We start from the raw sequence: 20169 nt of genomic DNA on the forward strand, positions 1-20169 counted from the left end.
CCGAGCGGCCCGCCATTATCGAGCGCCCGGCGCGCCGCGAAAGCGATCAGCAGCCCTTCGGCACGAGCGGCATTGCCCGAAGCGGCCTGTGCCTCGACCGTGATGCGGGTCAGTCGTTCGTCGAGCGCGGCGACGCGCGCGTCGAGCATCTGGGCGCTGCTGGCGGTCAGCGCGCCCGGCGCGACGGTCGGGGATGGGGTGCCGACCTGCGGCACGGCGGCGACGGGACGGGCCGATTGGCCGTTCCAGCGCTTTTGAATCTGTGGCCAGGCCCAGGCGGTCAGCGCGACGCCGATCAGGAAGGCGAGCAGCATCAACGTCACCAGCGGCAGTGTGCTGCGCCGACGGGCAGGGGGCGGGGTTACGGGGATACTCCTATCGCCGTCCGCGTCGTGCATGCTGACCCTTTCGCCTGTCATCGTCCCGTCATTCGCACAAAGAAAGGGCGAGGGCCAGCATGTCGTCATCGACCGGCTTGTGCGGCGCGGAAAGGCTGGCCCAGCCGCTGCCGCAAGCGGCCAGCGCGGCATGGCTGATCGCCACGATATGCAGCGCGCTCCGCTGGTCGAGCGGGAAGCGTTCGGCCAGCCGCTCGCCCGCGCGCGGCGAATGAACGAGCAGGATGGTGCCGGGGATGGCGTCACGCAGCAGCGTCGGGTCGGGCGGCAGGCTGGCCATGCTATAGACGGGGATCCGGGTGAGGCGCAGCGGCCCTGCCTCCATCGGCGCGACCGTGGTGCCCGCCAGATGCAGGACGGCGCGATGACCATCCGCGGCAATCCGGGCGGCAATGGCGCTGGCGTCGCCCTCGCCGCTGATCACCTCGACAAAGCCTGCTTCCTGCAACGCCGCCGCCGTCGCCGCGCCGACCGCATAGGTCGGGAGCGCGCGATACGCGGCCAATTGCGCTCCGGCCAGCCGCACCGTGTTGGCACTGGTCAGCAGCAGCGAGTCGAATCCGTTGGCGGGGGGCGCTACCCAGCCGAGCGGCAACGGCGCGAACAGCGGATGGCACAGCACGTCGAAGCCCAGGCGCGAGGCCTTGTCCGCCGTCCTGCCCGCCGCCGGTTCGGGGCGCAGGATAATGAGCCGCCTCACCCTTCGAACCCTCACCCTTCGAACAAGGCCCGTAGCGCGGGGCTGGCCTGCTCCAGCAGCGCGCGGCCGACGGCCTGCGCCACCACATCGTCGCCGCGCGCCAGCCATGTTTCCTGGGCCACCGTTTCCTGCCCATCCGGGCTGATGATCTCGGCGCGCAGATATAGCCCGTCGCCGTCCACCACCGCCAGCGCGGCGATCGGCGAATGGCAGGTGCCGCCGAGCGCCTTCAGCACCGCGCGTTCGGCCGCGACGGCATCGGTCGTGTCGATGTCGCTGATCACCGCCAGCGCTTCATGCAGCGGCGCATTGTCGGCCAGCGCCTCGATCCCCACCGCGCCCTGCGACGGGGCAGGCAGCATGGTGTCGATCGGGATGGTGACGCCGACATGGCTCTGGTCGAGCCGGTCGAGCCCCGCCGCCGCCAGCAGCGTGGCATGGACTTCCCCCGCCGCCAGCTTGGCGAGGCGGGTGGCGACATTGCCGCGGAACAGGGTGATGGTGGTGTCCGGGCGCAGCCGCATGACCTGCGCGGCGCGGCGCGGCGAACTGGTGCCGACGACCGGGTTGGCGGGCAGCGCATCGAAACTCTCCACCCCCACCAGCTTGTCGCGCACATCGGCGCGCGGCAGCATCGCGGCGATCTGGAAGATGGCGGGGCGGATCGTTTCGACATCCTTCATGCTGTGGACGGCGAAGTCGATTTCGTGCGCGACCAATGCGCGCTCTAGTTCCTTGGTCCACAGCGCCTTGCCGCCAATATCGGCAAGCGCCCGGTCCTGGATACGGTCGCCGCTGGTCTGGACGGTGACGATCTCGATCGCATCCTCCCCCCAGCCATGGGCGGTGATAAGCGCATGGGCGGTCATGTGCGCCTGGGCCAGCGCAAGCGGGGAGCCTCTGGTGCCAAGGCGCAACGGTCGATCGGACAAATACATATGCGGCTTGCTCTAATGACCACGGGCTTTAGATGGAAGCGGCAATGACAATCATCCTTGGCCTGGAATCGAGCTGCGATGAAACCGCAGCGGCGCTGGTGACGGCCGACGGGCGGATATTGGCCCATCGTCTGGCGACACAGGAGGAGGCGCATCGCCCCTATGGCGGCGTCGTGCCCGAAATCGCGGCGCGCGCGCATGTCGAGGCGTTGACGCCCCTGATCGCGGCGGCGCTGGCGGATGCGGAAATGACCTTGGCCGATGTCGATGTGATCGCCGCGACCGCCGGGCCGGGGCTGATCGGTGGCGTGATGGTGGGCCTCGTCACCGGCAAGGCGCTGGCCCATGCGGCGGGCAAGCCCCTGATCGCGGTCAATCATCTGGAAGGCCATGCGCTGTCGCCGCGCCTCGCCGACCGGACGCTGCAATTTCCTTACATGCTGCTGCTGGTGTCGGGCGGCCATTGCCAGATATTGCTCGTGCGCGGGCCGGGCGAATATGCGCGGCTGGCGACGACGATCGACGATGCGGCGGGCGAGGCGTTCGACAAGACCGCCAAGCTGCTGGGGCTGGGCTATCCTGGCGGGCCGCTGGTCGAAAAGGCGGCGGCGCAGGGCAATGCCAAGGCGGTGCCGCTGCCCCGCCCGCTGGTCGGCACGGCCGAACCGCATTTTTCCTTCGCGGGTCTTAAAAGCGCGGTGATGCGCGCGGTCCAGTCTGGACATTATTCGACGCAGGATATCGCCGCGAGCTTTCAGCAGGCGGTGATAGACTGCCTGATCGACCGCACCCGCCGCGCGCTGGGCTCGGACGAGCCCGTGACGGCGCTGGTCGTCGCCGGGGGTGTCGCCGCCAATCAGGCGATTCGCGGCGCGCTCGAAGCGCTGGCGGCGGAGCATGACCTGCCCTTCGTCGCGCCGCCGCTTTGGCTTTGTACCGACAATGCGGCGATGATCGCCTGGGCGGGGGCAGAGCGCTATGCCGTGGGGCTGGTCGATGATCTGACCTTCCCCGCCCGACCGCGCTGGCCGCTCGACCCGGCGGCGGAAAAGGCGCGCGGAGCGGGAGTGAAAGCATGAAGGCGGGGGTCATAGGAGCGGGTGCCTGGGGCACGGCGCTGGCGCAATTGCTGGCCGCCGATGGACAGGCGGTGCGGCTATGGGCGCTGGAGGCCGAGGTGGTCGATGCGGTCAACGGGTCGCAGGAAAATCCGCTCTATCTGCCGGGCATCCCGCTCTCGCCCTCGATCGCCGCGACCGGCGCGATGGCGGATATGGCCGATTGCGACCTGTTGCTGGTGGTCAGTCCCGCCCAGTATCTGCGTAGCGTCGTGGCGCAGGCACCCGCCGGCGTGCCGCTGCTACTCTGTTCCAAGGGGATTGAGGCGGGCACCAGCCTGCTGATGTCGGAGGTTGCGCAACAGGCGCAGCCCCGATCGCCGATCGCCGTCCTGTCCGGCCCGACCTTTGCGCATGAAGTGGCGCGCGGCTTGCCGACCGCGATCACGCTGGCCTGCGAGGACCGGGCGCTGGGCGAACGGCTGGCGGCGCGGATCGCCCGACCGGCCTTCCGCCCCTATCTGTCCGACGATGTGATCGGCGCGGAGATTGGCGGTGCGGTCAAGAATGTGCTGGCGATCGCCTGTGGCGTGGCCGAGGGCGCGGGCCTGGGCCTTAATGCGCGGGCGGCTCTGATCAGTCGCGGTTTTGCCGAAATGACGCGCTTTGGCCTGGCGCGCGGCGCGCGGGCGGAGACGCTGGGCGGGCTGTCGGGACTGGGCGATCTCGTCCTCACCTGCTCGTCCACCAATTCGCGTAACTTCTCGCTGGGCAAGGGGCTGGGGGAGGGTCAGTCAGCCGCCGATCTGCTGGCCAACCGCCGCACCGTGGCCGAGGGCGCGTTCACCGCGCCGGTGCTGCGCGCTGCGGCGCTGGCGGCAGGGGTCGAAATGCCGGTGGTGGACGCGGTGTGCGCGCTGCTGGCCGACGCCGTGCCGCTCGCCCAGGTCATCGACGCGCTGCTCGCGCGTCCGTTGCGTCCCGAATAGCCGCCGCGCCGCAGCATCCACTTGTCTACAGATAACCTCACGGGTCCGTCCCTATCGGCCGCCGCCGTCGCGCAGAGCGATCAGGATGATATCGCCGCCTTGGCCAAGGGCGGCCGGACCAATATCTTCGGCTTCCTGCTGCGGCTCGCGGCGCGGCTGCCCTTCCTGTTCATCGCCGGGCGCGTCTATGGTGCCGAAGCGCTGGGCCGCTTCGCCTATGCGGTGCTGGTGGTGGAATTCGTCGCGCAGCTTGCCACGCTGGGGCTGAAGCGCGGGCTGGCAGGCGCGCTCAGCCAGACCGAACGGCCGCATAATCATGTCGTGACCGATGCGATGGTGCTGACGCTGACCGCGTCGCTGCTAGGGGCGGCGCTATTGCTCGTCTTTCCGCAGGCGATGTTTCCCAATAGCGGCATAAACGGCCTCGACCGGCTGCTGGCGCTGATCGTCATCGCGGTTGCCGGGTCCGACGTGGCGCTGGCGGCCTGCGCCTATCGGTTCGATGTCGGCGCGACGGTGCGGGCGCGGGCGATCATCGAACCCTGGACGATCAGCATCGCGGTCTTTGCCTTTTCCTTCTACTCCCGGCGGGACGGCCTGATCATGGCTTATGCCATGGCGATGACTGCGGCGTTGATCGCCTCGCTCATCCCGATGGTGCGCCATTATGGCTTGCCGACGGGCTGGCGGCCTAATTTTCCACGGCTATGGCGGATGGCCCGGCGCAACCTGCCGCTGGCGGCGGCCGACGGCGTCGAGTGGGGGTCGCGGCGACTGGACATGGCGATATTGGGGCTGTTCGTCAGCCCGGCGGTGATCGGCGTCTATTATGTCGCGCAGCAGGTCGCGTCGCTGCCGCAAAAGCTCAAGACCAGTTTCGACCCGATCCTGGGGCCGGTCATCACCCGCAACCTGGCCGAGAACAATCTGGTCGGCATTGCGCGGCAGGTGAGCCAAGTGGGTTTCTGGATCATCGCGGCGCAGGCGGGGATTGCGCTCGCGCTCGCCATTCCGGGCGAAGCGGTGATGGGGTTGGTCGGTCCCAATTTCGTCGCGGGCACCGGAGCGCTGGGTTTCCTGCTGCTGGCCGAAGTCATTGCGGCGACGGCGGTCGTCAGCGAATCGGCGCTGGTCTATATTGCCCGGCATCGCAATCTGATGATCTCTCTCGGCATGATCGGGTGCCAGGCGGGGTTCAGTTTCGCGCTGATCCTGGGCGCGCGTGCGATAGAATTGCCGCCAATGTGGCTGGCGGCGGCACCGGCGCTGGCGCTGTGCCTGTCGCTGGGCATCGGGGCCTTCGTCAAGGCGCGGTTGCTGTCGCGCTTGCTGGGGGCGCCGATCAACGCCTGGCGCTGGTCGCTGCTGAGCGCGGCGGCGGTCGCCAGCTTGGTGGGGGCCGCGGTCACTGCCCTGCCGCCACGGCTAGAATGGGTCGAGCTGGCGGTCGGCATCTGGGTGATTTTGGGGGCCTATGGCTTCGTCATCTGGCGCTGGGGCTTTGGCTCCGAAGACCGGGCGCTGTTTCGGAAGAAAAAGGTGGATTGAACGGACGGAGGGGTATTGCCCCTCCGTTTTTCCGTTCGGTCAGGCGAAGAGCTTGTCGCGGATGATGCCGAGATCGGCTTCCGGGCGGGCGCCCCAGTGGGAGATGACTTCGGCGGCGGCGGCGGCACCCAGCGCCAGGCAATCCTCAACCCCGCGCCCGTCGATATGGGCGGCCAGGAAGCCTGCGGCGAACAGGTCGCCCGCGCCGGTGGTGTCGATGATCTCCGTCACCGGCGCGGCGGGCGCTTCGTAACGGACGCCATCGACGATCGCGACTGCGCCCTTTTCACTGCGGGTCGACACCAGCACCGGCACCTTGCCCGCGAACAGAGCCAGCGCCTTGTCGAAGCCTTCGACGGCGGCGAGCGACTGGATTTCGCCCTCGTTCGAGAAGAGAATGTCGATCTGGCCATTGTCGATCAGGTCAAGGAAATCGGCGCGATGGCGGTCGATCACGAAATTGTCGGACAGGGTGAAGGCGACCTTGCGCCCCGCGCCGCGTGCGGCATCGATCGCGGCGCGCATCGCGGCGCGCGGCTGTTCGGGATCCCAGAGATAACCTTCGAGATAGAGGATGCCGGCCGAGCGGATGAGGTCGAGGTCGAGCGCGGCTTCGGGCAGGAATTGCGAGGCGCCCAGAAAGGTGTTCATCGTCCGCTGCGCATCGGGCGTCACCAGGATCAGGCAGCGCGCGGTCGGAATGTCGCCGGTGGCGGCGGGCGTGTCGAAACGGATGCCGAGCGCGCGAACGTCATGCGCAAACACGTCGCCCAACTGGTCGTCATTGACCTGACCGATGAAGCCGCAGCTTTTGCCCAGCGCGGCAAGGCCCGCCAAGGTGTTAGCGGCCGATCCACCACTGATTTCCTTGGCCTGACCCATGTCGGCATAAAGGCTTTCTGCCATGTCGGCGTCGATCAGCTGCATGCCGCCCTTGGTCAGCGCATGTTCGGCGAGGAAGGCGTCATCGCTGCGCGCCAGAACGTCGACGATGGCGTTGCCGATGGCGACGACATCCAATGTGGGGGCGAGAGAGGTCACGCAAATTCCTTGGGTCAGAGAAGAATAAAAATCCCGCCGTCTCTATAGGCGCGGCCCGTGCGGTGCAACCGGGGCTGATGGAGGCGGTGATGAGAGGGGGCGATTGACGGCGATGGCTGGGGCGGGGATAGTCGCCCCATGTTCCTGACCGCTGCGCTGCGCGCTTTCCCCTCCCTCTTCCATGGCGCGGCGTTGCGGCTGTTGTTCAAGACGCTGACGCTGACGCTGCTGATCTTCGCGGCGCTGGGTGGCGGCATATGGGCGGGCTTTCATGCGCTGCGGCTCCATTATGGCTGGGGTGGAGGGGGTTTGGCCGAAGCGACGGCGACCGCTTTGGCGGTGGTGGCGCTTGGCTGGCTGTTGTTCCGGGCGACGGCGATGGCGGTGATGGGCCTGTTCGCCGACGACATCGTCGAAGCGGTCGAGCGCCAATCCTATCCTGCTGCTGCCGCCATGGCGCGGCCAGTGGGCTGGGGGCGCAGCGGACGCTATGCGCTGGCCTCGGTGCGCCGGACGCTGGGGTGGAACCTGCTGGCGCTGCCCGCCTATTTGCTGCTGCTGGTGACCGGGGTGGGGACGATCGGGCTGTTCCTGGCGCTCAACGCCTATCTGCTGGGGCGCGACATGGCCGATATGGTCGAGCCGCGTCATCCCGCGCTGCCGCCGATCGGACGGGGCAGCCGTTGGCTGATGGGGCTATTGTCGGCGATCGCCTTCCTGGTGCCGCTGGTCAACCTGCTTGCACCGATCTGGAGCGCGGCTATGGCGGTGCATATGCTGCATGGCCAAAGGAAATCCGCATGACATCCCTGCGTCCCGCGCTGGCGGCGCTGCTGTCGCTGCCGCTTGCCGCCTGTGGCGCGGGCACGGTGGTCCCGCGCATCGGCACGCCCGCCCCCGCCGGTCCCCCGGCCAGCGCCTTTGCCAAGCAAGGCCCGCTGATGGGGTCGGATGCCGGCGCGCTGACCCGGATGTTCGGCACGCCCCGGCTCGACATTCGCGAAACCACGGTGCGCAAACTGCAATTCGCCAATGGCCGCTGCGTGCTCGACGCCTATCTCTATTCGCCCGCGCGGGGAAAAGAGCCGGTGGTGACGCATGTGGACGCCCGGACGCCGACCGGATCGGATGTCGATCCGGCTGCCTGCGCGACAGCGCTGCGCGCGAAATAATCGGCCATCAGGGTCACAGGGTTGAAGTTCACGCCGTTGCAGGCGTGGGTTTTTCTGGGGTTGTGGGCGGAATAGCCGTGGTGACGTACCGCCGACGCGACAGCGAAGCCGCTGCAAGGTCACAGCCACGCGCCGCCTACGCGACGGGGACGCGACAGGTGGGGCACAGGCGCGCGACGGTTTTGGGGGCATTGGCAGGGGGTGGCTAGGGCGGAGGGCGTGCGGGTCCATCCGACACGATAAATCAGAGGAAATCCTACATTGGAAGGGGAATAGGATTTGGGGGGCACCCGTTCGGATAGGCTTTGCTCTGGAAGGACGGGAAGGGGTGGTTAGCGGAACGTCGGCTTCCAGTTCATTGGACTGATATAACGGACATTGATAACGTCTGATCGACGCCCACTAAAGCCGAGCATCTATGAAAGAGATTTTCTTTATCGCTGCTTATGCAGGAACCCTATCGGCCTGTTCGCTCCATACCTCAGAAGAAAGCGGTTATCTTGTTCAGGTATCCGGGACCGGACTTTTTTCGAAAGATGAAACCTTCTCAGGCGCGCAAATTATGAAGGGTGGTCCACAATCTTATCGTAATTTTTCTGAGCGAAGTTGGAAATCGGCATCTCAAGGACAAGAATGCCAAGGCGCTTCAATGTGGCATATTCGAGGGACGGTCAGGTCGGCGACTTCCGACGAAATCGAATTTGAGAAGATAGCCTCTTTCCGAGCCATGGCTGCTCCAGAAGCCAATCGCATCGCTCGTAAATCAAAGCATCCCACGCTCATAAACATCACATTTTGCTGAGGTAGAAAGTCTCCTTTTTAGGAGCTTCCTTTGGCTGTTAAGGGGCAAAGAATGCTCGCTTTTGGTCATCCTCCCCTGGCAGGGGAGGTGGCAGGGCGTAGCTCTGACGGAGGGGTGTTACCCTATCGAGGGGGCGACACCCCTCCACCACTTCGTGGTCCCCCTCCCCTTCCAGGGGAGGATTTTAGGCTTAAGGCGGGGTGGCGCTTTGTCTGCTTTTAGCCCTCTCCCGTCTTCACGGGTTCAAACGAGTCACGTGCCTCGTTTGAAGGTTGGGGGAGGGTCTTGCTTCCGGTCCGGTGCGTCCTCAGAAAGATAGAAAGACCCTCACCGACTGCGACTAGGCAGCACGCTGCCAAGTCTTCATAGCCTCTCCCGCGAAGGCGGGAGAGGGCTAAGGGGGGCGGCGCTCGACAGTTTTTCGATTGCCCAGGCCGCCGCTTCGGCCACCACGGGATCATCATCCGCGACCAGCGCTTCCAGCCGCCCCCGCAGTCGCGCGTCGCCGCTATTGCCCGCTGCGATCGCGGCGTTGCGGACCAGGCGGTTGCGGCCGATGCGTTTGATGGGGGAGCCGGAGAAGAGTTCGCGAAAGTCGGCATCGCCTAGCGCCAGCAGATCGGCGAGTTCAGGCGCAGCGAGTTCGGCGCGGCCGAGGAAGGCGCGGTTGGCGGCGGCGGCGTCGGCAAATTTGTTCCAGGGGCAGACCGCCAGGCAATCGTCGCAGCCATAGATGCGGTTGCCCATGCCGACACGCAATTCGTGCGGAATCGGCCCTTTATGTTCGATCGTCAGATAGGAGATGCAGCGGCGCGCATCGACGACATAGGGCGAGGGGAAGGCGTCGGTGGGGCAGGCGGTCAGGCAGGCGGTGCAACTGCCGCAATGGTCGCTTTCCGCGCCGTCGGGGGCGAGCGTCAGTTCCGTGTAGATGGCACCCAGGAACAGCCAACTGCCATGGTCGCGGCTGACGAGGTTGCTATGCTTGCCCTGCCAGCCGAGCCCCGCGCCCTGCGCCAGCGGCTTTTCCATCACCGGGGCTGTATCGACAAACACTTTGAGCGCGCCGGGCTGTTGATCGACCAGCCAGCGGGCCAGGGCTTTCAAAGCCTTTTTGACGACGTCGTGATAATCCTTGCCCTGCGCATAGACCGAGATGCGCGCGCGGTCGGGCACATCGGCGAGCACCAGCGGATCGCGCCCCGGCGCATAGCTCATGCCCAGCATGATGACGCTGCGGACGTCCGGCCACAGCCCCTGGGGCGATCCGCGCTGTTCGGCACGCTCCTCCATCCACAGCATGTCGCCATGATGGCCCGCGTCGAGCCACTGGCGCAGCCGCTCGGCACTTTGCGGGGCGGCATCGGCGGGCGCGATGCGGCAAATGGCAAAGCCCAGTTGCGCGGCCTGCATCTTTAGCCGTTCTTCCAAGGTTTCGGTTTGCACGGCCACGGGTCCAGACTATCACAAGGGCATGAACGGCGACACTCCGGGCCTTGCTCCCGCTCCAGCCTATGCCCTGGAAGGCCATGGCCTTGTCAAGACTTTCGGCAGCTTCCGCGCGGTCGACGGGGTCGACATCGCCGTGCCTGCGGGCACCATCTATGGCGTGCTTGGCCCCAATGGCGCGGGCAAGACGACTCTGTTGCGCACCTTGCTCGGCATTATCGATCCCGACGAAGGGCATCGCACCCTGCTGGGCGCGGAGCAGCCGCTGCGGATGGCGCGGCAGGTCGGCTATCTTCCCGAAGAACGCGGGCTCTATCCCTCGATGAAGGCCTATGAGGCGATCGCCTTCATGGGGGCGCTGCGCGGGCTGCCGCTGCGGCAGGGGCGGGTGCGGGCGCGCGAAATGCTGGAGGGCCATGGCATGGGCGCGGCGATCAACAAGCCGATCCGGCAATTGTCCAAGGGGATGGCGCAGACGGTGCAATTGTTCGGCACCATCATCCACGAACCGCGGCTGATCGTGCTGGATGAGCCCTTTTCGGGGCTGGATGCGATCAACCAGGAGAAGTTGGAGCGGCTGATCCGCGAACAGGCGCAGCGGGGCGTCACCGTGCTGTTTTCCACCCATGTCATCGCCCATGCCGAACGATTGTGCGAGCGGGTCGCGATCGTGGCGGGCGGGCGCATCCGGTTCGAGGGTACGGTTGACGATGCGCGCGCGCAGTTGCGGTCGCAGGTGCGGTTGCGCACGCGGGCGCGCGATGGGGCGTGGCGGGCGGCACTGCCGGGCGATGCCAGCCAAGAAGAGGGCGCATGGCATTTCGCGCTCCCCGATGGCGGGATCGAGCCGTTGCTCCGCGCCTTGCTGGATGGCGATGCGGGGATTGAGAGCCTGTCGATCGAGCGGCCGGGCCTGCATGATGCGTTCGTCGCGATTGCCGGCGCGGCGGCGGCGCAGCAGATGCGCGATGATGCCGAGCGGGAGGCGGTAGCATGAGGGAGATGTGGCGCGCCGCCCTGGTGATCGCGCGGCGGGATTTCACTGCCGTCGTGCTGTCTCGCACCTTCATCCTGTTCCTGCTCGGACCGTTGCTGCCGATCCTGATCGGGATGGTCTTTGCCGGGTTCACTGACAAGATTTCCAGTACGGACCTGCGCCCCGTGGTCGGCATTGCCATGCCCGCGAGCGAGGCGGTGCGGCTGGAGCAGGCCCATGGGCGGCTGACCGAGCGGATGGGGGATCAGGCGCTCGTGCGGTTGCGGCGGGTGCCGGTGACCCCTGCGCCGCGCGTGCAACTGGCGCGGGCGGATTCGGCGGTGGTGGCGATCCTGTCGGGCACGGTCGCGCGGCCGGTGTTGACCGGCAAGGCGGAGGATCTGGACCGGCTGCAGGGTGACCTCAGCCTGATCGCCAGTGCGGCGCAGGCGGCAAATACGCTGCGCATGGTGCAGGTGCAGCGCGAGGAGGTGGCCACCAGCAACGGGGCGCAGGCGCAGGGGCGGTTGCAGATCGGCCGGGTGGCGCAGATCGTGATGTTTTTCCTCACCATCCTGCTGGCGGGCATGATCCTGTCCAATCTGGTCGAGGAAAAGACCAACAAGATCATCGAGATATTGGCAGCGGCGGTGCCGATCGACGCGATTTTCTTAGGGAAACTGATGGCGATGCTGGCGATGAGCTTTGTCGGTATCGCCTTCTGGGGCGGGACGGCCTTTGCGATCTTCCTGGCGCTGGGCGGCAATGGCGCGGCGGTGCCGGTGCCAGCGGTCGGCTGGCCGGTGTTCCTGGCTCTGGCGGTCATCTATTTTGCGATGGCCTATACGTTGCTCGGCTCGCTATTCTTAGGCATCGGCGCGCAGGCGGCGACGGTGCGCGAGGTGCAGACGCTCAACATGCCCGTCACCATGGGGCAGATGATGATCTTCTTCTTCGCCAGCTACGCCATCGACCATATGGGCAAGGCACCGGAGATTGCCGCGGCGATCTTCCCGTTCAGCTCGCCCTTCACCATGATCGCGCGCGCGGCGCAGGATGATGCGCTGTGGCCGCATCTGCTGGCGATCGTCTGGCAGGCGCTGTTCGTGGGGCTGATCATCCGCGTCGGCGTGCTGCTGTTCCGCCGCCATGTGATGCAATCGGGCGGGCGCTGGTGGAAACAGTTGTTCAGGGCTTCGACAGGCTAGGGCGGATAGAATCGCGCGATGAACAGACGACATCTTCTTGCCGGCATGGCGACCGGCGCGGTGGCCTTGGGTTTCTGGCGATTGGGTCTGGGCGAAGCCGAAGCAGCCTATCCCTTTGCCCTGACCGATGCGCAATGGCGCCAGCGCTTGTCGCCGCTTGCCTATAATGTGCTGCGCAAACAGGCGACGGAGCATCCCTTCACAAGTCCGCTGGATAAGGAAAAGCGCGCGGGCATTTTCGCCTGTGCGGGGTGCGACCAAAAATTGTTCAGCTCGAAAACCAAGTTCGACAGCCGCACCGGCTGGCCGAGCTTCTACGCGCCCCTGCCCAAGGCGGTCGGCACGAGTCGCGACTTCGACCTCGGCTATCCGCGCACCGAAGTTCATTGCGCGCGCTGCGGCGGGCATCTGGGCCATGTGTTCGATGATGGGCCAAGGCCGACGGGCAAGCGCTATTGCATGAACGGCGTGGCGATGCGCTTCATTGCGGCCTGATGCGATAGAGGCGCAGCGGTCCCTTGGCGGGGAGCTGTTCGAGCCAGGCGGGCGGGGTTCCCCGCGCTAACAGGGCGGCGAGGCCAACGGGGTTGGTTTTGGCGTAGAGCCGCAGTTCGTTGAGGCCGTCGCAGGTGACGACATAGGTTGCGTGCGTCCTTGTGATGATGGCGCGAGCTTTGTCCGGCGAGTCTACGAAAGCCTGGATAACGGTGGTAATTCCAGCGGTATTACGATGATGACCCGTGCCAATAATGGCATGGGAAGTACGTATGAGAATGGGAGGACCGATATCCAGCGGCGCAAACAGGGTTGAGCTGGGCAGCGTCCTAAGTGGTGCCAAAATTTGGCTAGCGCCGCAATTTATGCCAGCCTCTTCATTCGGGTCGGCAGGCGCAGTGATAATTACCCATATAATCGACATTGCTACCGGGGTCAGCAGCGCCAGCGCGGCTGATCCTGCTACACGTATAAATGCGTGGCTTGAAGCCCGGAGTCGCCGAAAGAGGTCCGTCAGTAGCCAGGCGATGCCCGGCAAGGCGAAGAGATGAGCAACCGACAATGCCCGCATTACCAAGATGGCAACGCCCGTCGCGCCCAGTAATAGCGATGCGATCATCAGCCAGAGCATCCGCGCCTCGCCCTGCGTTGCGCGTGCCGCAGATAGTGATGCCGCCAAACCAAGCAGGGCTGGCATTAGGATCAAGCCGCGAATAGTCAGAAGCTGCTCCCAGATCGGGCGTCCTTCCATGACCCGAAGATACCAAAGCTTATGGGCCAGTGGCCCGATCGTCGCGAACGGATCGCCCGACAGACAAGAGCCGCCCGTCAGCGCAAAAGTCGCCAGCGCCGCACCGCCGCCGATCAGGGCGATAGCGAGGCGGCTATTTGCGGTGGATGCATCGATCAGCCGGGTAGCCGCAAGTGTGGCGATCGCGAGCGCGACCAGCGGCCAGACATAGACATAGGATAGCGCGTCGCAATGGCTGGCCATAGCGGCATTCGGCCCGCGCAACAGCACCAGCAAAGGGAGGGCGACGCCGCCCAGGGTGAGCGCGAAAGCGATGAAGCGTGGCGCTTGATCGCGGGCGATCCAGTGGCGCAGCGCGAAGGCCGCGCCAAACAGCGCGACATAGGGCAGGCTTTCGCTCGAAATCTGAAGCCAGAGCGCCAGCGCCAAAGCCGCGACGATGCCGCCGCGCGCCGGCCTGTCGTCGGTCGCGCCGCACAAAGCGATCGCGGCCAGCAGAATCTGCCAGCCATGATGGTCGATACGCAAAGGGGTGAATTGCACCAATATGCTGGGTGTCGTCAGCAACAGGGCGACGCTCAGCAAGGCAACGATAGGCCCGGCGATCCGGCGCGCGGCGATAAATGCGGCGGCCGTCAGGCCGCCTAGCAACAGCAGTGGCACGATCGCACAGGCCAGCATTTCGGCGCAAGCGGCACCAAGCAACGGCTTGAACAACAGAATCAGCGCGATGATCGGCATGTCGACGATGCGCGACCAGTGCATCGGGCCACCGAGCGGCGGGTTCACCCGATGCTGGGATACGTCCCAAAAGGTCTGTCCGCCGACCCAGTCACGAATCTGCGCCAACCGCATAGCATCGTCAGCATCGCGGAAGGCCAGCGTCGGGATATCGGCGCGGAACAACCATAGCATCACCGCGCTACACAGCATCCAGCCCAGCAGCGCGAAGAGCGCCGCTCGGTTACGATCAGGCGCGGGCGAAGATAGCATAAGTGCGGATCGCATAGACGGTGAGGAAACTCACCGGGATGGAAACGAGCTTGGCAAGCGCCGGGGCGAGGCCGAGCGCGCTGAGGCCACCGACGAGGAGCAGGGTCAGGCCCATGCCGAGCAGGGCGCTCGCGACGAAGCCCGCGCGCTGCGCATGGGTTGGTCCCGTGCCGGTATCGAAGACGAAGCGGATGCTGATCCTCCAATGGACCAGTAGCCCCCCGGCATAGCCGCCAAAGGCCGCGAGCAAAGGCGGCGCGCCTAATTGGTCGAGCGCCAGGAACAGCGCCATATCGCTCGCCAGCGCGCAGATACTGGCGAGCAGATAGCGGGCAAAGGTCGCGCGCGCGACCAGCATGGCAACGCCGCGCAGCCGGTCGATCATGGGATCAGGCAGCCTTCAGCCGCGATGGCACGGCGCGGGTGCTGGCGAGCGCCGCCTGCGTATCGGCATCCATCCCATCAATCTGGCCCTCATCGCCTGCCTCATGATATTCGGCGTCTTCATTGACCGACCAGACGTCATGGACGCGCGCGCCCGCAACGATGTTGCGGACGGTCAGCATCGCCGTCATCATCGCATGATCCTGATTATTATAGCGGTGCATGCCGTTGCGGCCGACCATGTGCAGCGTGGGATAGCGCGCTTCGAGTTCGCTGCGCATCGCCAGCACATTGGCGGCATAGGCATCGTCATAGACGGGATAGGCCTTTTCCTGCCGCACCACCGCGCCGCCCACGACATCGTCGGGGTTGCAGAGGCCCAGAAGCGCCATTTCCCGCGTCGCCAGTGCAATCAGATCGGTATCGGTCGACGACCAGAGGCCGTCGCCTTCGAAACAGAAATATTCAAGGCCAACGCAGGCCAGCGTCGGGTCGGGCACCATTTCAGGCGACCAGCTGCGGAAATTCTGGATGCGGCCGACCTGCACCTTGCTGTCGTGGATGTAGATCCAGTTGTCGGGGAAGATATCCTCCCCCTTCACCATCAGCGCGACGGTCAGGAAGTCGCGATATTTAAGGTCCATCGCTTCCGGCAGCGTCGCAGGCAGCGGGTGGACGCGGGCGGCCAGTTCGCGCATCGGCGCGGAGGAAATGACATGGGCGGCATTGATCACGACATCGCCCTGCGGCCCTTCGGCCACCAGTCGCCAGCCGTCGCTGCCCGGTTCCTGTTCCAGCCGCTTGAAGCTGTGCGCCATCAGCACCTGATTGCCGCCTTCGACCACGCGGTCGCGCGCGGCTTCCCACATCATGCCGGGGCCAAGGCGCGGATAGCGGAAGGTTTCGAGCAGCGTCTTGGTCGCCATGCCGTCATTGGGCTTCTTGTTGAAGCCAAGCGAGCGCTTGAGGCCATCCACCACCGCGCCCCACAGCGACAGACCCTTGATCCGCTGCGCCGCCCAGTCGGCCGACATTTCGTCGCACGGCATGCCCCACACCTTTTCAGTGTAGGTCTTGAAGAAGATGGAGAAGAGCTTGTGGCCAAAGGCGTTGACGGTCCAGTCCTGAAAGGAGCGGACGTTGCGGTTGGGGAAGAGCCGCGCCTTGGCGAAGCTCGCCATGCACAGCGTCGAACGCCAGACGCCCAGGTTCCACAGCGCTTCGAACGCGCGCAGCGGATAGCTGTAGAATTTGCCCTCATAATAGATGCGGCTCATCCGGGGACGCTGGATGAAATCGTCGGGCAATATCTCGTTCCACAGGTCGACCACCTGCTGCGATTTGGAGAAGAAGCGATGCCCGCCAATGTCGAAGCGGAACCCGTCCAGTTCGACCGTACGGCTGATGCCACCGACATAGACGGGGTCTTTTTCGATCACCGTCACGCTATAGCCCTGCTTGGTCAGCAGATAGGCAGCGGTCAATCCGGCCGGGCCAGCGCCGATGATGGCGACGTCCACATTTTGGTCGGTACGCGGCATGGCAGGCTATTCCCCCGATGGTCTTTCGTCGCTTCGGGAGTGAAGGAAATCTTCTAAGGACTGATTAATGGCGCGTAAGCAAAGCGCCCATGCGCTGCTGCCCATGACAAAGGGCCGCCCCGCTGATGCGGAACGGCCCCCTGCAGTCCCCTTCGTGGGGGAGGGCGACAAGCGGCAATCAGATCTGGCGCTGGGCCATATTGCTGAGGTCGCTGCGCGCACCGTCCATGGCTTGGCCAAAGCAGGTGCGATAATCGTCGGTCACGGGCAGGATCGAGCCGTTGACGAAACCGCACACCTGCTTGGCCGCGCGGGTCACGCGCGAATCGGCGCGACGCATGTCGCGGCTCTTGGCAAGGTTGAGGTCCGCCACGGATACGGCGATCGAGCGGGTTTCGGTGCCCGCATGGCCGTCGACGATCACATCCATGTCATTGCTGCCGGCGCTCGCCATAGTGGGCAGCGCAAGGGCCATAGTGGCGGCGAATGCCACCAGCATCTTCTTGTTCATCCTATTCTCCTGTCGAACATTTTGTTTTTTTTCAGCCCCACATCTGCGTGGAAATAGGGTCACGCTGTAAATAAGCCTCGCCGGTGCCTTTGAAAAGGGGCCAGTTGACAAAAAGTGGCGGAAAACCGTTATTTTGCGGGTGCGAAGGGAATGTCTTCGCACCCGTGTCATAGCTTTGTGAACAGGCTTGGCCTGTTCGTGCCGCACAGACCTTTTTGACGATTAATGCCGGAAGTGGCGCATGCCGGTGAAGACCATGGCGAGGCCCGCTTCATCAGCGGCGGCGATGACCTCGTCGTCGCGGATCGATCCGCCCGGCTGGATCACCGCGGTCGCCCCGGCTTCTACCGCGGCCAGCAGGCCATCGGCGAAGGGGAAGAAGGCGTCGGAGGCTACGGCCGAGCCGATCGTGCGGGGCTCGCTCCAGCCGGCCTTTTCCGCAGCGTCCTTCGCCTTCCACGCGGCGATGCGCGCGGATTCGAGGCGGTTCATCTGGCCAGCGCCGACGCCTGCAGTGCTGCCGCCCTTGGCATAGACGATGGCGTTGGACTTCACATGCTTGGCGACGGTCCAGGCGAACAGGCAGTCGGCCAGTTCCTGGTCGGTCGGTGCGCGCTTGGTCACGACCTTGAGCGCGTCGCGCGTCACCTGGCCATTGTCGCGGCTCTGCACTAGCAGGCCGCCCGCTATGCTCTTGATTTGCAAGCCGGTCCGCGCCGGATCGGGCAGGTCGCCGGTCAGCAGCAGGCGCAGATTCTTCTTCTTCGCGAAGATCGCGCGCGCGGCATCATCGGCATCGGGTGCGGCGACGACTTCGGTGAAAATGCCGCTGATCGCTTCGGCGGTGGGGCCATCGAGCGGGCGGTTGACCGCGATGATGCCGCCAAAGGCCGACACGCTGTCGCAGGCGAGCGCCGCCTCATAGGCTTCGATCAGGGTCGCGCCGGTGGCGACGCCGCACGGGTTGGCATGCTTGACGATAACCACGGTCGGCGGGCCGTCGCGAAATTCGCTGACCAGCTCCAGCGCGGCGTCGGCATCGTTATAATTATTGTAGGACAGCTCCTTGCCCTGGATCTGGGTCGCCTGGGCAATGCCGTTCGCCGATGGGCTGGTGGGCAGATACAGCGCCGCGGACTGGTGCGGATTTTCGCCATAGCGCAGCGTGGTGCCCAGCGTGCTGGCGACGGCAAGCGTTTCGGGGAAGGTGACGCCCTGGTCGGCGAAGGCGAACCAACTGGCGATCATCGAGTCATAGGCAGCGGTTGCAGCATAGGCCTTGGCGGCCAACATCCGGCGGAAATCATAGCCGGTCGCGCCGCCCTTTTCGTCCATTTCGGCGATCAGTCGGGCATAGTCGGCCGGATCAGTGACGATCGCGACGCTTTCATGATTCTTGGCCGCCGAACGCACCATTGAGGGGCCGCCAATGTCGATATTCTCGATAATCTCATCGCGCTCCGCGCCCTTGGCCACGGTCGCGGCGAAGGGGTAGAGGTTGACGACGACCAGGTCGATCGCACCGATCGCATGCTCGTCCATCGACGCGACATGCGCCGGGTTGTTGCGCACCGCGAGCAGGCCGCCATGGACCTTGGGGTGCAGCGTCTTGACGCGGCCGTCCATCATTTCAGGAAAGCCGGTCAGGTCGGAGATATCCATGACGGTCAGGCCCGCGTCGCGCAGCGCCTTGGCCGTGCCGCCGGTCGATACCAGTTCGACGCCATGCTTGCCCAGCGCCTGTCCCAGTTCGATGAGCCCCGCTTTGTCCGACACGGACAGGAGGGCGCGCTTGATGGGATAGTCGGTCATGGCGGGGCTTTCTAGGTTGCGGGTCGGACGGATGCGTTCGCGCAAGGCCTTTAGGCGTGCGGCCCACAAAAATACAGGGTTTAGTCGGCGGTCAAGACGCGCAGCCGATCGCCGATCATCGCCAGGTCCGCGACGAAGCGCGCTTGCTCTTCCGCCCGCCGGTCTTCGTCGGGCAGGCGCAACAAATAGCTGGGATGGACCGTCACCCAACCTTCCGCGCCGTCTTCGAGCGGGATGGCGGTGCCGCGCGTCCCGCTGATGGTCACGGCTTTGCCCAGCATCGCGCGCGCGGCGGTCGCGCCCAATGCGACGATGAGGCGCGGCCGCAGGATCGCGCGCTCCTGGTCCAGCCACCAGCGGCAGGCCCGCACTTCGCCCGCCACTGGGGTCTGGTGGATGCGGCGCTTGCCGCGCTGTTCATATTTGAAATGTTTGACCGCATTGGTGACATAGGCCTGGGTGCGATCGACGCCCGCCTGCGCCAGCGCCGCGTCGAACAAGTGCCCGGCCGGGCCGACAAAGGGACGACCGGCCAGATCCTCCTGATCGCCCGGCTGTTCGCCGATGAACATCAGCGGCGCGGCCAGCGGGCCTTCGCCAAACACCGTCTGGGTCGCTTGCTGATGCAGCGGGCAGCGGGTGCAGGCCATGGCTTCGGCGCGCAGGCTGGCCCAGGCGGTCGCGGCATTGCTTGCGCGCTTGGGCGGGGTCGGAGCGGTGGCGATCATCGCGGCCTCGCGCTGTTGCGCCCCGGCGATCAGGTCGGGGATGAGCGCGGCTTCGGGCAGGTTCTTCCAATATTTTTTGGGCATTTCCGACAGCATCGCGCCGGTCTTGAGCCGGGCGGGGTTGAAGATCGCGGCATAATAGCCCTTCCACAGCGCCTCGACCGGGTCGCCCTGCGGCGCGTCGGCGCGGCTGGCGCCGGGGCCTTCGCGCAATGTCGTGCCGTCCCAATGGATGCTGATGTCGGGCGTCAGGATCGACCAGTGCATGGTGGCGAAGCGGCGCATGAAGAAGCCGGCATTGGCGCGCACGATATGATGGTCCGGCTCGAACCAGGCGACGAAGCGGGGGCCATCGGCATCCTCCATTTCGCGGAAGCGGACGAAGGCGCGCATCTTGTGGATGTCGCGCCGCACTGATTTGGCGAGCGGCTGCACCCGCGCCAGCATCGGGTCGGCGCTGTCCTCCATCGTGCCGGGCCGCGCGCGCACGCGGCACAGCAGGGCGTAGAGAAAGGCGAAGCGGCTGGGGTCGCTATGCAGGATTGCGCTCTCGGCCAGCGTTACGAAACTGCGCGGGACGGAGAAAGCGCTGCTTTTGGTGTCGGGCGGCAGCGGGGCGTCGCCGAACAGGTCGCCGGGCGCATCGCCCACCTGCCACACCACATCGGCGGGATC

The 20169-nt window shown here is 65.6% G+C and carries 19 protein-coding genes and 1 pseudogene; 9 read left to right on the forward strand and 11 right to left on the reverse strand.

Annotated features, from left to right (window positions below):
- From IL54_RS05205 to hemC, 3 genes and pseudogenes are all read right to left on the reverse strand, one after another.
- Positions 1–398, reverse strand: a pseudogene (locus IL54_RS05205) (hypothetical protein); the annotation flags it as partial.
- 28 nt (positions 399–426) lie between these two features.
- Complete coding sequence (locus IL54_RS05210) at positions 427–1098, reverse strand: uroporphyrinogen-III synthase (RefSeq protein ID WP_037473728.1); 672 nt, start codon at positions 1096–1098, stop codon at positions 427–429.
- Positions 1099–1109: 11 nt separating this feature from the next.
- Positions 1110–2036: a hydroxymethylbilane synthase gene (hemC, locus tag IL54_RS05215; protein WP_037473730.1), complete on the reverse strand. Its 927-nt coding sequence runs from the start codon at positions 2034–2036 to the stop codon at positions 1110–1112.
- Between the two features lie 44 nt (positions 2037–2080).
- Between hemC and tsaD the strand changes: the two genes are divergently transcribed.
- From tsaD to IL54_RS05230, 3 genes are read left to right on the forward strand one after another with little or no spacing between them, the layout of a single operon-like run.
- On the forward strand, positions 2081–3115 hold the full coding sequence (gene tsaD, locus IL54_RS05220; protein WP_037477861.1) for a tRNA (adenosine(37)-N6)-threonylcarbamoyltransferase complex transferase subunit TsaD: 1035 nt from the start codon (positions 2081–2083) through the stop codon (positions 3113–3115).
- Positions 3112–4083: an NAD(P)H-dependent glycerol-3-phosphate dehydrogenase gene (locus IL54_RS05225; protein WP_037473731.1), complete on the forward strand. Its 972-nt coding sequence runs from the start codon at positions 3112–3114 to the stop codon at positions 4081–4083. Before tsaD ends, IL54_RS05225 begins: the two co-directional genes overlap by 4 nt.
- Positions 4084–4104: 21 nt before the next feature.
- Positions 4105–5631 carry a lipopolysaccharide biosynthesis protein gene (locus tag IL54_RS05230; RefSeq protein ID WP_081912777.1) on the forward strand — a complete coding sequence of 509 codons (1527 nt, stop codon included), beginning with the start codon at positions 4105–4107 and terminating at the stop codon, positions 5629–5631.
- Positions 5632–5670: 39 nt separating this feature from the next.
- Here the strand turns inward: IL54_RS05230 and IL54_RS05235 are convergent, their stop codons facing one another.
- Positions 5671–6672, reverse strand: a complete 1002-nt coding sequence (locus IL54_RS05235) for an adenosine kinase (protein WP_037473734.1) — start codon at positions 6670–6672, stop codon at positions 5671–5673.
- Positions 6673–6810: 138 nt separating this feature from the next.
- Here IL54_RS05235 and IL54_RS05240 point away from each other — a divergent pair, with 138 nt between their 5' ends.
- The 3 genes from IL54_RS05240 to IL54_RS23960 all read left to right on the forward strand — a co-directional run bounded on the left by IL54_RS05240 (position 6811) and on the right by IL54_RS23960 (position 8646).
- Complete coding sequence (locus tag IL54_RS05240; RefSeq protein ID WP_037473735.1) at positions 6811–7476, forward strand: EI24 domain-containing protein; 666 nt, start codon at positions 6811–6813, stop codon at positions 7474–7476.
- On the forward strand, positions 7473–7844 hold the full coding sequence (locus IL54_RS05245; RefSeq protein WP_037473737.1) for a hypothetical protein: 372 nt from the start codon (positions 7473–7475) through the stop codon (positions 7842–7844). The genes IL54_RS05240 and IL54_RS05245 overlap by 4 nt, the downstream gene beginning before the upstream one ends.
- Positions 7845–8262: 418 nt before the next feature.
- A complete protein-coding gene (locus tag IL54_RS23960) occupies positions 8263–8646 on the forward strand; it encodes a hypothetical protein (RefSeq protein ID WP_141249455.1) in 384 nt (127 codons plus the stop codon).
- A 363-nt stretch (positions 8647–9009) separates the two neighbouring features.
- On the opposite strand, the gene queG is transcribed toward IL54_RS23960, so the two are convergent.
- Entirely contained in the window at positions 9010–10077 is a 1068-nt protein-coding gene (gene queG / locus IL54_RS05250) for a tRNA epoxyqueuosine(34) reductase QueG (protein ID WP_052027755.1), read from the reverse strand.
- Between the two features lie 43 nt (positions 10078–10120).
- Here queG and IL54_RS05255 point away from each other — a divergent pair, with 43 nt between their 5' ends.
- The 3 genes from IL54_RS05255 to msrB are packed head-to-tail and all read left to right on the forward strand — an operon-like array spanning position 10121 to position 12774.
- Positions 10121–11092, forward strand: a complete 972-nt coding sequence (locus tag IL54_RS05255; RefSeq protein ID WP_037473739.1) for an ABC transporter ATP-binding protein — start codon at positions 10121–10123, stop codon at positions 11090–11092.
- Positions 11089–12279 carry an ABC transporter permease gene (locus IL54_RS05260; RefSeq protein WP_037473740.1) on the forward strand — a complete coding sequence of 397 codons (1191 nt, stop codon included), beginning with the start codon at positions 11089–11091 and terminating at the stop codon, positions 12277–12279. Before IL54_RS05255 ends, IL54_RS05260 begins: the two co-directional genes overlap by 4 nt.
- Positions 12280–12297: 18 nt before the next feature.
- Complete coding sequence (gene msrB / locus IL54_RS05265; protein ID WP_037473742.1) at positions 12298–12774, forward strand: peptide-methionine (R)-S-oxide reductase MsrB; 477 nt, start codon at positions 12298–12300, stop codon at positions 12772–12774.
- Here msrB and IL54_RS05270 read toward each other — a convergent pair.
- The 6 genes from IL54_RS05270 to IL54_RS05295 all read right to left on the reverse strand — a co-directional run.
- A complete protein-coding gene (locus IL54_RS05270; RefSeq protein ID WP_037473744.1) occupies positions 12761–14518 on the reverse strand; it encodes a hypothetical protein in 1758 nt (585 codons plus the stop codon). The two genes, msrB and IL54_RS05270, sit on opposite strands and share 14 nt — an antisense overlap.
- Positions 14496–14903, reverse strand: a complete 408-nt coding sequence (locus IL54_RS05275; RefSeq protein ID WP_037473745.1) for a GtrA family protein — start codon at positions 14901–14903, stop codon at positions 14496–14498. The genes IL54_RS05270 and IL54_RS05275 overlap by 23 nt, the downstream gene beginning before the upstream one ends.
- Before the next feature lie 4 nt (positions 14904–14907).
- On the reverse strand, positions 14908–16443 hold the full coding sequence (locus IL54_RS05280) for an NAD(P)/FAD-dependent oxidoreductase (RefSeq protein ID WP_037473747.1): 1536 nt from the start codon (positions 16441–16443) through the stop codon (positions 14908–14910).
- 178 nt (positions 16444–16621) lie between these two features.
- Positions 16622–16954, reverse strand: a complete 333-nt coding sequence (locus IL54_RS05285; RefSeq protein WP_037473749.1) for a UrcA family protein — start codon at positions 16952–16954, stop codon at positions 16622–16624.
- A 222-nt stretch (positions 16955–17176) separates the two neighbouring features.
- Complete coding sequence (purH, locus tag IL54_RS05290) at positions 17177–18766, reverse strand: bifunctional phosphoribosylaminoimidazolecarboxamide formyltransferase/IMP cyclohydrolase (RefSeq protein ID WP_037477865.1); 1590 nt, start codon at positions 18764–18766, stop codon at positions 17177–17179.
- Between the two features lie 80 nt (positions 18767–18846).
- Positions 18847–20169: UdgX family uracil-DNA binding protein (locus IL54_RS05295; protein WP_037477867.1), on the reverse strand; the 1323-nt coding region annotated here is incomplete at its 5' end.

Source organism: Sphingobium sp. ba1 (genome assembly GCF_000743655.1).
Taxonomy (GTDB): domain Bacteria; phylum Pseudomonadota; class Alphaproteobacteria; order Sphingomonadales; family Sphingomonadaceae; genus Sphingobium.